9 protein-coding genes are annotated in these 12229 nt (G+C 61.6%); 1 reads left to right on the top strand and 8 read right to left on the bottom strand.

Annotation, left to right across the window (positions count from 1 at the left end):
* Nucleotides 1-71 precede the first annotated feature (71 nt).
* Nucleotides 72-968, top strand: coding sequence for a MurR/RpiR family transcriptional regulator (locus HX814_RS01400; protein WP_003214679.1), 897 nt, complete (start codon nt 72-74; stop codon nt 966-968).
* A gap of 114 nt (nt 969-1082) precedes the next feature.
* On the opposite strand, the gene HX814_RS01395 is transcribed toward HX814_RS01400, so the two are convergent.
* From HX814_RS01395 to praA, 8 genes are all read right to left on the bottom strand, one after another.
* Nucleotides 1083-2786 (bottom strand): AMP-binding protein, encoded by a 1704-nt coding sequence (locus HX814_RS01395; RefSeq protein ID WP_003214676.1) that lies wholly within the window; start codon nt 2784-2786, stop codon nt 1083-1085.
* 31 nt (nt 2787-2817) lie between these two features.
* Complete coding sequence (locus HX814_RS01390; protein ID WP_177008226.1) at nt 2818-4116, bottom strand: acetyl-CoA C-acetyltransferase; 1299 nt, start codon at nt 4114-4116, stop codon at nt 2818-2820.
* Nucleotides 4113-5003, bottom strand: a complete 891-nt coding sequence (locus tag HX814_RS01385) for a MaoC/PaaZ C-terminal domain-containing protein (RefSeq protein ID WP_177008227.1) — start codon at nt 5001-5003, stop codon at nt 4113-4115. The genes HX814_RS01390 and HX814_RS01385 overlap by 4 nt, the downstream gene beginning before the upstream one ends.
* A 2-nt stretch (nt 5004-5005) precedes the next feature.
* Nucleotides 5006-6349 carry a 3-oxoacyl-ACP reductase gene (locus HX814_RS01380; protein WP_087694129.1) on the bottom strand — a complete coding sequence of 448 codons (1344 nt, stop codon included), beginning with the start codon at nt 6347-6349 and terminating at the stop codon, nt 5006-5008.
* A 160-nt stretch (nt 6350-6509) separates the two neighbouring features.
* The gene (locus HX814_RS01375) at nt 6510-9047 is read right to left on the bottom strand and encodes an acyl-CoA dehydrogenase (protein WP_177008228.1); all 2538 of its coding nucleotides are present in this window, start codon (nt 9045-9047) and stop codon (nt 6510-6512) included.
* A gap of 287 nt (nt 9048-9334) precedes the next feature.
* Entirely contained in the window at nt 9335-10747 is a 1413-nt protein-coding gene (locus HX814_RS01370; protein WP_177008229.1) for an outer membrane protein transport protein, read from the bottom strand.
* Nucleotides 10748-11061: 314 nt separating this feature from the next.
* Nucleotides 11062-11565, bottom strand: a complete 504-nt coding sequence (gene praB / locus HX814_RS01365; protein ID WP_177008230.1) for an alkane oxidation protein activator PraB — start codon at nt 11563-11565, stop codon at nt 11062-11064.
* Nucleotides 11566-11696: 131 nt separating this feature from the next.
* Nucleotides 11697-12191, bottom strand: a complete 495-nt coding sequence (gene praA / locus HX814_RS01360) for an alkane oxidation protein activator PraA (protein WP_008437144.1) — start codon at nt 12189-12191, stop codon at nt 11697-11699.
* Nucleotides 12192-12229: the final 38 nt, after the last annotated feature.

Below are 12229 nucleotides of genomic sequence, written 5' to 3'. Positions count from 1 at the left end.
ACTTGCGCACATCGACTTATTGTCAGGGGCGCCTCGACGCGCCCTATAAGAACAAGCCAGAAGGATTCCCTATGTCCCAGAGCGCCCCGGAAGACGCACTCGCCAGCCCGCCGCTGAACGCCGAGCGGTTGTTGCAGCTGATCACCGATGAATACGAGAGCCTGCCGCGCCAGCTCAAGCGCATCGCCAGCTACATGAGCCAGCAGAGCGACCGGATCATGGTCGACCGCATCAGCGACATCGCCCGTGAATGCGAAGTGCACCCGTCGGCCATCGTGCGGTTTTCCCAGCGTTTCGGGTTCAGTGGTTTCAGTGAAATGCAGGCGCTGTTCCGCGAGGCCTACACCCACAAGACCACGCCGGTGCAGAACTACCAGCAACGCATCCGCAGCATGATCGCCAACAAGTCGCAGAAAGCCAGCGGCGGCGACCTGGCGCGTGAGTGCGTGAATGCCACCCTCTCCGGGATCGAGCGCCTGGGGCTGGAACTGGATGACGCAGCCTTCGACAAGGCCGTGGACCTGGTGGTGAATGCCGACAATATCTACGTGGTGGGCGTGCGCCGCTCGTTCGCCGTGGCGGACTACCTGGTGTACAACCTGCAGCACACCAACAAGCGCATCCATCTGGTCTCGGGGTTGGGCGGCAGCTATCGTGAGCAGATGCGCAGTGTGCGGGCGAATGACCTGGTGATTGCCATCAGCTTTACGCCCTACGGCAAGGAAACCCAGCACTGCCTGCGGATTGCCCAGCACCATCAGGCCAAGACCCTGATCATTACCGACAGCAACCTGTCGCCCCTGGCCAAGCGGGCGAGCACGGTGCTGCTGGTGAATGAAGGCTCGTCGTTTGCGTTCAGGTCACTGAGTGCGACGCTGTGCCTGTGCCAGGCGTTGTTTATTGCCGTGGCGTATCGGCTGGAATTGAAGGTCGATGAGATTCATGAGCAGGTGGGATTCGACGACTGACGATCGTTCCCACGCTCCGCGTGGGAATGCAGCCCCGGACGCTCCGCGTCCAAAGCGTGACGCAGAGCGTCACAAGAGGCGTTCCCACGCAGAGCGTGGGAACGATCGTAAGGCTTAGCGCAGCGCCCGGCGCAACACCTTGCCCACCGTCGTCTTGGGCAACTCTTCAGTACGAAACTCGACAAACCGCGGCACCTTGTACCCCGTCAAATATTCCCGGCAATGCGCCAGAATCTGCTCCTGGGTCAAACTTGGGTCCTTGCGCACCACGATGATTTTGACCCGCTCGCCGGTCACCCCATCCTCAACCCCGATCGCCGCCACTTCCGCCACGCCCGGATGCAACGCCACCACGTCTTCGATCTCGTTGGGGTACACGTTGAACCCGGACACCAGGATCATGTCTTTCTTGCGGTCCACCAGGCGGATGAAGCCCTGCTCATTCATCACCCCGATGTCCCCGGTAGACAGCCACCCTTCGGCATCCAGCACCTCGGCGGTTTCCGCCGGGCGTTTCCAGTAACCCTGCATCACCTGCGGGCCGCGTACTTGCAGTTCGCCCTGCTCGCCCAGTTCCGCCAACTCACCGTCCTCACGAATGAACCGCACCCAGGTCGACGGCAACGGCACGCCGATACTGCCGGTGAATTCCATCTCGCGCATGCGTGAGATGTCGATGGGGCTGATGCTCACCACCGGCGAACATTCAGTGAGGCCGTAGCCTTCGATGATCGGCAAGCCGGTGACTTCCTTCCAGCGCTTGGCCACAGCGGTATGGGTGGCCATGCCGCCGGCGATCACCATGCGCAAATCGGAAAAATCCCGGGCGCAGAATTCCTTGTTTTCCAGCAGGCCGTTGAACAGCGTATTCACCCCGGCAATCCCGTTGAAACGCTCCTTGCGCAGGATCATCTGCACCCGCTTCACATCCCGTGGGTTGGCGATCAGGATGTTGCGCCCGCCCAGGCACATGAACATCAGGCAGTTCACCGTCAGGGAAAAGATGTGGTACAGCGGCAGCAGGGTGACGTTGGTTTCCTGCTGGTTCTGATCGAGCTGATCACCGACCCACGCCTTGGCCTGCAACAGGTTGGCGATGATGTTGCGGTGGCTGAGCATGACGCCCTTGGCATCGCCGGTAGTGCCGCCGGTGTATTGCAGGAAGGCCAGGTCTTCGCGGTTCATCGGCACGGCGAGATGGGTCTGGCCGCGTCCCTGCTTCAGCACCTGGTTGAAGCGCACGGCTCCTGGCAGGTTGAAACGCGGCACCTGCTTCTGCACGCTGCGCAGGATGAAGTTCATCGCCGCGCCCTTGAAGGTGCCGAGCAGGTCACCGATGGCCGCGATCACCACACGTTTGACGGTACTGGCGGCCACCACCTTCTCCAGGGTGTGGGCGAAGTTTTCGAAGATCACCAGGGTCTCTGCGCCACTGTCCTTGAGCAAATGCTGCAGCTCCCGGGCGGTGTACAGCGGGTTGACGTTGACCACCACCGCACCCGCGAGAATCGTGCCCAGCAGGCAGATCGGGTACTGCAAGCAGTTGGGCATCATCAGCGCCACCCGGTCGCCCTTCTTCACACCCTGGGCTTGCAGCCACGCAGCAAAGGCGATGCCCTGCACCTCCCAGTCGGCGTAGGTCATTTCGGTGCCGATGCTGACGTAGGCCACGCGGTCGCGGAATTTGTGCAGGTGCTCCAGGAACACCTCGCGCAACGACGGGTAATCCTCGATGCCGGCGTCGATGTCTGCCGGTACGCCGGGCAGGTAAGCGTTCAACCAGAGGCGTTCGGTCTGTTCCAGGCTTACAGCGTTCATGGCAGTCTCCTTGTTGTTTTTATGGTGGGAACTACTTTTCGACGATAGCGGTAATGCCCAACCCACCCGCCGCGCAGATCGAAATCAGGCCGCGGCCGCCGCCACGCTGGTGGATCGCCTTGGCCAGTGCCGCGAGTTGCCGGCCACCGGTGGCGGCGAAGGGGTGGCCGCAGCCGAGGGAGCCGCCGTTGACGTTCATCTTGCTGCGGTCGATGCTGCCCAGCGGCGCGTCGAGGCCCAGGCGGTCGCGGCAGTAATCCGGGTCTTCCCAGGCCTTGAGGGTGCACAGCACCTGAGCGGCGAAGGCTTCGTGAATCTCGAACAGATCGAAGTCGGCGAACGTCAAGCCTTCGCGCTTGAGCATGCGTGGCACGGCGTAGGCCGGGGCCATCAGCAGGCCTTCGGTGCCGTCGACGAAATTCACCGCAGCGGTTTCACCGGTTCGCAGGTACGCCAATACGGGCAAGCCGCGTTCGGCGGCCCATTCCTCGCTGGCCAGCAGCACCACCGACGCGCCGTCAGTCAGGGGCGTGGAGTTGCCGGCGGTGAGCGTGCCGTTCTGGCGGTCGTAGGCCGGGGACAAGCCGGCAAGTTTCTCCAGGCTGGCGTCGGCCCGCAGGTTGTTGTCCCGGGCCAGGCCGCGATACGGGCTGATCAAATCATCGAAGAAACCCTGCTTGTACGCCGCATCCAGCCGCTGGTGGCTGGTGAGGGTCAACTCGTCCTGGGCCAGGCGCTTGATCTGCCAGCGCTTGGCCATTTCCTCGCAGTGTTCACCCATGGATAAGCCGGTGCGCGGCTCGCCATTGCGCGGCAGCAGCGGCTTGAAGAACATCGACGGGCGCACACCCATCAAGGTCTTCAACCTGGCGCCGGTGCCCTTGGCGCGGTTGGCTGAAAGCAAGGTGCGGCGCAGGGACTCGTTGATGCCGATGGGCGCGTCGGAGGTGGTGTCGGAACCACCGGCAACGCCCACTTCGATCTGCCCAAGGGCGATCTTGTTCGCCACCAGCAACGCCGCTTCCAGGCCGGTGCCGCAGGCTTGTTGCAGGTCGTAGGCCGGGGTTTCGGGAGACAGTGTGGTAGACAGCAGGCTTTCCCGGGCCAGGTTGAAATCCCGGGAGTGCTTGATCACCGCACCCGCGGCAAACTCGCCCAGGCGCAGGCCGTGAAGGTTGTAGCGGTCCACCAGGCCTTGCAGGGCGGCGACCAGCAGATCCTGGTTGCTGTCATGGGCGTACACGGTGTTGGAGCGGGCGAACGGGATACGGTTGCCGCCGATAATCGCCACGCGGCGCGTCGGGGCCGGGTTGAAACTGTAGTCACTCATCGATCGGTCTCATTCCAGATAAACAGCCCACGCATATGGGGTTTGTCACCGGCGAAATTACGCACTTCAAACTCACGGCGCGGGCCGGTTGGCGGAACGTTCCACAGCGCCACCTGGCCGGGCAGGAAGATCGGCAGCTTGAAGTCGCAATGGGCCTCGGCCTGGTCCAGTCCGCCGGGGGGTTGCTGGGCGGCCAAGGCGCGGCCAAGGGTCCACATGCCGTGGGCGATGGCCCGGCGAAAACCGAACAATCGGGCGCCGATCACCGAGGTATGAATGGGGTTGAAATCCCCCGAGACCCTGGCGAAACGCCGCCCCAGATCCGCCGGCAGCACCCAGCGTTGAGTGCGCAGCAAACCTTCTTCCTGCAAGGGCAACGCGTCGTCCCACGGCTCGCCAACCGGCGCGTTTACGTCACGGCGCAGGTACAGGCTGTCGCTCTCCCATATCAGGGCGCCCGCGCTGTAGCCACGGGTGGCGATGCTCAGCGCCTGGCCCTTGGGATGGGCGACCCAGCGTTCGCAATACACCTCCAGGCGCAAGGTCTGGCCCGCCTCCAGCCGTCGATGCTGGCGGATGCGATTGGCCAAATGCACCATGCCGCTGGCCGGGTACGGGAAACTCGGGCGGGTCAGCAGCATCAGGTGCAAGGGGAACGCCAGCACATGGGGATAGGACAGCGGCACGCCTTGCTCATGGCGGAAACCACAGGCCCGACCGTAAGCCGCGATCCCTTGGGCAGACAGCTCGACGGCCGAACGCACCAGGCGTTCTTTCGGCAACGTCGGCTCGCCTTCCAGCTTCGGTTTGCGCAGCCCCAATACCCCGTCCAGCAACAGCCGCGAGCGCGAGGGCGGCGGGTCAATAACCTGCGTCACATAGTCCATGCTCAGGCTCCCAACAGGCTTTGGCCACAGACCCGCACCACCTGGCCATTGACCCCGCCGGATGCCGGATGCGCCAGCCAGGCGATGGTTTCTGCGACGTCGATGGGTTGCCCGCCCTGGGACATCGAGTTCATCCGCCGCCCCGCTTCGCGAATCATCAGCGGGATCTTCGCGGTCATCTGGGTTTCGATAAAGCCCGGTGCCACGGCATTCACCGTCACTTGCTGCGCCGCCGCCTGCGGGGCCAGGCCTTGTACCAGGCCGATCACCCCGGCCTTGGAGGTGGCGTAGTTGCTTTGCCCGAGGTTGCCGGCGATACCGGAAATCGATGAGACACACACGATCCGCCCGCCCGGATTCAGGCCCTGGCTTTCCAGCAGCGCCGTGCTCAGATGCAACGGTGCTTCCAGGTTGACCGCCAGTACGCTGCGCCACGCGGTCTCAGTCATCTTGGCGATGGTCTTGTCGCGGGTAATCCCGGCGTTGTGCACCACCACGTCGAATGCACCGTGTTGGCTGACATGGGCGTGCAACTGCTGCGCGGCATCGGTGGCGGTGATGTCCAGCGCCAGTGCGGTGCCTGCGACACTGCCGGCCGCCTGTTGCAGCGAATCCTGGGCCTGGGGCACATCCACGCAGACCACATGGGCTCCATCGCGGGCCAGCACCTGGGCGATTGCCAGGCCGATGCCACGGGAGGCGCCGGTGACCAGGGCACGGCGGCCGCCGAGGGGTTTGTCCCAGTTGATTTCGGTTGGGCTATCGACGGTTTTTTCGAGGCGCACCACCTGCCCCGAGACATAGGCCGAGCGCCGCGACAGGAAGAACCGCAGGCTGCTTTCCAGCCCGTCCTCGGCACCCGGTGCGACGTAGATCAACTGCACGGTGATCGCCCGGCGCAACTCCTTGGCCAACGAACGCACCAGGCCCTCAAGGGCACGCTGGGCAATGGCCTGGGGCAGGTCCTTGCACAACTCCGGCGCGGTGCCGAGCACCACCACCCGGGCGTGCTGCCCAAGGCGCCTGGCGTTGGCGTGGAAGAATTCGTAGAGCTCGTCCAACTGCTTGAGGTCGGCAATGTCGCTGGCGTCGAACACCGCGCCCTGGACCTTGACCGTGGAGGGCGCCTTGAGGGTCGCAGCGGTGGCGGTCACTGTGTCGGTGGCGGTGAAGATGCGCTGGATTTGCGCCCCCAGGCGCCCTACCCCCGCGACGATTACCGGGTTGGCCAGGCCTTGCTGGCCGCTGCGGTGACGTTGCAATGCCAGGGGTTGGGGCAGCCCGGCAGTGCGGGCCAGCCAGGCTCCCCAGGGGGAATTGACGAAAGAGAGGTAGCTGTCACTCATGGATAAATTCACTCACAAACACGGTGTTGCCATGGAAACCCGATCCTTGTAGGAGCTGGCTTGCCTGCGATTGCGGTGTGTCAGCCAACACATCTGGCACTGAACCAACGCTATCGCAGGCAAGCCAGCTCCTACAGGGGTCGTGTTCCTCCAGTTCCAGTCAGTTGACCGGCGCGTTTTCGCCTTGGTTGGCGCGGCGTCTTGCGCTCGGTTTGGCGGCCTGTTCCAGCGCCTGCTGGCGCTGTTGCAAGGCTTCCAGCAAACCGAAGTCCTGCGGGAAGTCGTCCACCTGGATCGCGTGATCGCCATATTCCACATAGCGCGCGAGCAAGCTGTCGTCTTCCTCGCTGATCAGGTCCAGCGCCCGCGCCTTGACTCGCCACGGAGTAAACGCCGCACTGGAAATCGGCATTGGCTCGATCAGGCCTTGCTTGATCGCCCCCTTGAGCCGCGCCTCGATCAGCTCCACTTGCGGCAACAGGCGCAAGGCCAGCTCGCCGTAAGCCAGCTTGTCGATTTCCGGCCGAGGAATGTAGGAATTGCCCAGCAAGCGGTCGCGGGTTTCCCCCGGCACCTGCACCAGCTCCGCCACTTGCGCCAACAGGCGATCCGACGGTTTGCGCTGTGGAATACCGAACGGGAACGTCAAGCCACGCACCACCGCCGCCGCGGCTTTCGACGGGTAGTTGTCGAGCACTTCGGCCAGGGCTTCATGGGCGCGCAGCAACGCGTCCTGGGCCGCCCAATGCACCAGCGGCAAATCTGCCTGTGGCCGGCCATCATCCTCAAAACGCTTGAGCACGCAGGACAGGATGTACAGCTGGGACAGAATGTCCCCCAGCCGCCCGGTGATGCTTTCCTTGCGCTTGAGGGCACCGCCCAGCACGCCCATGGAAATGTCCGAGATCAACGCCAACACCACCGACAGCCGATTGGCCTGGCGGTAGTAGGACGCCAGCGCCGGATCGGTCTTGCCCGGCACGGAAATCAGCCGTCCGCCCGTCAGCGAATACACTGCGGCACGCACGGTATTGGCCAGCACGAAGCTCAGGTGACCGAACATTGCGCTGTCAAAATCCACCAGGGCCTTGCGCCGGTCCGTATTGCGCGCCGCTTCCATCTCGCGGAACACATACGGATGGCAGCGGATCAGGCCCTGGCCGTAGATGATCAGGCAGCGAGTCATGATGTTCGCGCCTTCCACCGTGATGGCGATGGGGCTTTGCTGGTAGGCCCGGGCGAGGAAGTTGTTGGGGCCCATGCAGATGCCCTTGCCGGCCACGATGTCCATGCCGTCGTTGACGATGATCCGCGCCCGCTCGGTAACGTGGTATTTGGCGATGGCCGAGATCACCGAGGGTTTTTCACCGGCATCCAGTGACGCCACCGAGACCTTGCGCACCGCGTCGCAGGCATACAAATGCCCGGCCATACGCGCCAGGGGCGCCTGCACGCCTTCGAACTTGCCGATGGGCAGGCCGAATTGCTTGCGCATCGCCGCATAAGCGGTGGTGCCGCGCACAGCCACCTTGCCCAGGCCGACGTTGGCCGACGGCAGGGAAATCGCCCGGCCAGCCGCCAGGCATTCCATCAGCATGCGCCAGCCGTTGCCGACTTGCTCGCGGCCGCCGATCACCCATTCCAGCGGGATAAACACATCCTTGCCGGTGGTCGGGCCGTTCTGGAATACCGCGTTGAGTGGCCAGTGACGCCGGCCGCTGTTCACCCCCGGATGGGTGGTGGGGATCAACGCGCAGGTGATGCCCAGGGAACCCGGCTGGCCGAGCAGACCGTCCGGGTCTTCGGCGCGGAAGGCCAGGCCGAGCACGGTGGCGATTGGGCCGAGGGTGATGTAGCGCTTGTCCCAGGTCACACGGAAACCCAGCACTTCCTCACCTTCGTGCATGCCCTTGCAGACGATGCCCAGGTCTGGAATCGCGCCGGCGTCGGAGCCGGCATACGGGCTGGTCAGGGCGAAGCACGGGATGTCTTCGCCCCGTGCCAGGCGTGGCAGGTAGTAGTTGCGCTGGGCGTCGGTGCCGTAATGCAGCAGCAGTTCGGCCGGGCCCAGGGAGTTGGGTACCATCACCGAAATCGCCGCCGCCGAGCAGCGGGTCGAGAGCTTCATCACCACTTGCGAATGCGCATAGTGGGAGAAGCCTTTGCCGCCGTACTGCTTGGGAATGATCATGCCGAGGAAGCCGGCATCCTTGGTGTACTGCCAGCCTTCGGGGGACATGTCTTGCCAGACCTGGGTGGTTTCCCAGTCGTTGGACATGTCGCACAGGGTCTCCACTTCGTTGTCGAGGAAGGCCTGTTCTTCAGCGCTGAGGCTGGCCGGTGCGGCTTGCAGCAGGCGTTCCCAGCGGGGTTTGCCGCTGAACAGCTCAGCGTCCCACCACACGGTGCCGGACTCGATGGCAGCACGCTCGGTGTCGGACATCGCCGGCATGATGCCGCGAAAAAGGTCCAGGGCCTTGCTGGTCAACAGGGTGCGGCGCAGGGGTTTGATCGTCAGCAGCAGCGCGGGCAACACCACCAGCACCGCCACCACGCCGGCGCCGAAACCGGCGACTGCGTTGAACAGGTAACCGGCCGCCAGCCAGACCAGGCCGGCACCCAGCCAGAGGGTGGCAGCGGCTTGTCGATACGCCAGGGCAATCGCTGCTGCGAGTCCCGCCAATAACCAGATAACCATGGGGATACCTCTACTCAATTCAGGGTACGGCAAACGCCCGGGCAGATCGGAATGACCTGTGACGTAAAGCCACACTACAAACTTGAAAAGATAAATTCAAATTTTGTTTTGAAATTTTTATTTAATGCTTGGGCGAAAAAAAAGCGGGCTGAATGGTCAGCCGGGTGGGTTAGTGGAAAAAGGGATCGGAACGGGTCGCGTGGGCGACCCGTCGATGCAACGCCAGTGTCAGGCCGGGCAGAAAGATGCGCTGACTGCTGGCAGAGACTGGCGTTGGCGACAGTTGATCAAAACTCGTAGGTGACGCCCAGGCTGACCACATCACCATAAGCGTCCGCTTTGCCATCCAGGGTCGCACCGCCCAGACGGTCCTGGTTGTGGGTTTTCAACTTGGCCTTCTCAACAAACTGGTGGGAGTAGGAGCCGTCGATACCCAAGCCTGGAATCGCCCGGATCTTGTAACCAAAACCCAGGGACGTGAAGATCCGGTCGCCATCCGGAATACGCGGGTCCCGGGTGGAGTTACGAGTCGGCGTCTGGTCGGTGGCCACACCGGCACGCAGGGTGAAATCGTCGGTCAGTTTGTAGTCGCCGCCGAGGGAGACCATCCAGGCATTCTTGTAGTTGTATGGAATCGCAACAATTGTTGAGCCATCGGACTTCAGGGTCAGATTCTTGAACGATGACCACTCAGTCCAGGTGACACTCGCGCCAAGGGTGAACCGGTCGGTGAACTGGTGCACCCAGTCAACGGAAGCGTTGGCCGGAATGTCCAGCTGGGTCGTCGCATTGCCCTGCATTTGAAGATTCAGGCCGGGATACAACAGGCCAGGCAACCCCGACTCAATCAGGCCCTGCGACCCTGGGTCGGCGTAGACGTTGTATTTACCCTCAAGTTTATTCTTGATCTTGGCGTGGTAGTTCAAACCGAGGGTGTCTTGCGGTGTTGGCTTCCAAGCCAGGCCGGCGAACCAGCCCACCGAGGTATTGTCGACTTTGACGCGCATCAACGAATAGCCCACGCCCGCCGGGAACGGGATCGAATTTGGAACAAGAGCAGCAGCGGCGTATAGGTCAACGTTCTGGCTAACGAAACCTTTGGTGTGCTGAACAATGGCACCACCACCGATAGAAAACTCATCATTGACCTTGAATGAAAGCGACCCGGTCAAACCAACGGTTTCGATACGCGTGTCAACGGCGAAATCGCGCCCCTTCCAGTCGTCATCCCAAGTGGTACGTGCGCCCATGGGCACGACCTGGCTGAGGCCAAACGCAAAACGATCACCAATGGGCATGACCATGAAGCCAGTGGGCAGCCACGCGGTAAAACCACCTTGTCCGCCATCACCGGTGCGGGGCACTGAAGTGATATCAAATGTATCGGGGTCGATGGTCGTTACCGAAGTTGGATTGCCTGCATAATCTTTAGCCGTCCCCTTGTACTTGATATTGATACGCGCATAGTCAACGTTGAACTGCGAAATATTGTGATCAATGAACGCCATGGCCGCAGGGTTGTTAAAAGCTGATGACGGATCATTTTTAAACATCGACCCACCACCGAATGCACGGCCCCAACCTTCCGCCCCGAAAGTCGGAGTAGCGAACCCCCCGGCATGTGCAGAACCCGCAGCAACTAAACCGCTTAAGACTGCCAGTCCCAGTAATGTGCGTGTGTGTTGTTTTTTATTATTCATTTGGCACTCCTTATTATTTTAAGCTCCGGCATTACCGGCTTTCGTTTTACTGCAGAGCCTGCGCAACTTATCTTGATCCCGGAAACCGGAATTAACGTGAAGAGAACTCGTCGCTACGGTCAAAACCAGAGTGAAGATAGGTCCGCGCACTGCGCCCCCCTCAGAAAGTGAATACAACTCTCCCCCCCTGAACACACGCCTCCAATGCTGCATTCCGGTCGCTTATATTGTTTTGGTATGCCTGAACAGGTGCCTCTTGCGAGGCACCTGCCTTCCACAGGGTGATCAGCCCATTGTTCCACTACATCGGTGAATCAGTTCAGGCTCAGCGTTGGCGCAACAACGCTCAAAGAACGAACGCTGCAGTTACCGGATACTGTCTGGCTGGATGCAGACAACGTGTGAGTCGACTGATTCCAGGCAACGGTCAACGGAGAAGGACCACAGTCGGAACCTGGGGTGATGGTCCAACCCACACCGGTCACGGTACCTGCACCAATCCCGGTACCGGCGTTAAAGGCAGTTGCAGTCAGTACCCAACCTGGGGACGGAATATTCTTCAACACCGGTACTGCACACAGGCCCCCACCGGTAAGCGTTGCACCAGTGATGGTTGCGACGCCACCTGTGACGGTCCCGCTGAACGTAATACCGCAGGTGACAGGAAGCCCCAGGGACGACGGCGAAGTCACGACGATGGTCCCGGCGTTAGTGGTAAACGCTCCATTGGGTGTGATAGTCGCCGCACTGGCCATCGAAGCAGCACCCATGCAAACAGTCAAAGCAGTCAAAGACACGAGGGTTTTCAAGCTTTTCATTATTTTTCCTCACATGTTATGGCGAGTCATTTCGCCAGGGGTAATGGCCATGATCGAGAGGTCACGGTGAATCTGCAGAACTTCCCTTTCCAGCCAAATTTCAATTCAATTACCGCTACAACATCCCACTGTTACTCAACAACTTTGAAACTCGGTGGCATCTTGATCGACACCGTCTTGATCTTGCAGTCTTCGCCGATAGGCACATTCGACGCTTCCAACTTGCCGGTGGCGTTATCCCAGGTTCCATCGGCAGTAGAAGGCCCGCACTTGCCGCCCAAACCAAAGGCATGCACATCCACGGCGATCTTCGACATCGAGCCGCTCCTGGTATCTTTAGCCACCAATACCCACGGCAAGTTGATGGCTTCGACCCGGCTGCACTTGAGGCCGCCGTCGAACTCAACTTTGTCGACATTTACTGACGACCCATCCGCCGCCACTTTGCCGGCGACCTTGATGGTGCAATCCGCGCTGATCAGCGCGCCTTTGGAAAAGCTGATGGGGCCCTGGGCAGTAAACGCGCTGCCGGCAGGTTCGATACGGGCGGCCTGGGCCTGGTGGTAAACGATCAGGCCCAGGGCGGCCAATACAATGTGCGTGGTGAACTTGGCAGGGGTTTGCATGGTGTACGTCCTTCCCTTAATTTTATTTTTGTTCGGGT

It is taken from the genome of Pseudomonas sp. C8002 (assembly GCF_013385765.1).
Taxonomy (GTDB): Bacteria; Pseudomonadota; Gammaproteobacteria; order Pseudomonadales; family Pseudomonadaceae; genus Aquipseudomonas.
This window is presented reverse-complemented; position numbering and strand designations above follow the sequence as displayed.

Excerpts from the sequence above, each read along its gene's own strand:
- HX814_RS01400 (WP_003214679.1), top strand. The coding sequence starts at position 72 with ATGTCCCAGAGCGCCCCGGAAGACGCACTCGCCAGCCCGCCGCTGAAC.
- HX814_RS01395 (WP_003214676.1), bottom strand. The coding sequence starts at position 2,786 with ATGAACGCTGTAAGCCTGGAACAGACCGAACGCCTCTGGTTGAACGCT.
- HX814_RS01390 (WP_177008226.1), bottom strand. The coding sequence starts at position 4,116 with ATGAGTGACTACAGTTTCAACCCGGCCCCGACGCGCCGCGTGGCGATT.
- HX814_RS01385 (WP_177008227.1), bottom strand. The coding sequence starts at position 5,003 with ATGGACTATGTGACGCAGGTTATTGACCCGCCGCCCTCGCGCTCGCGG.
- HX814_RS01380 (WP_087694129.1), bottom strand. The coding sequence starts at position 6,349 with ATGAGTGACAGCTACCTCTCTTTCGTCAATTCCCCCTGGGGAGCCTGG.
- HX814_RS01375 (WP_177008228.1), bottom strand. The coding sequence starts at position 9,047 with ATGGTTATCTGGTTATTGGCGGGACTCGCAGCAGCGATTGCCCTGGCG.
- HX814_RS01370 (WP_177008229.1), bottom strand. The coding sequence starts at position 10,747 with ATGAATAATAAAAAACAACACACACGCACATTACTGGGACTGGCAGTC.
- praB (WP_177008230.1), bottom strand. The coding sequence starts at position 11,565 with ATGAAAAGCTTGAAAACCCTCGTGTCTTTGACTGCTTTGACTGTTTGC.
- praA (WP_008437144.1), bottom strand. The coding sequence starts at position 12,191 with ATGCAAACCCCTGCCAAGTTCACCACGCACATTGTATTGGCCGCCCTG.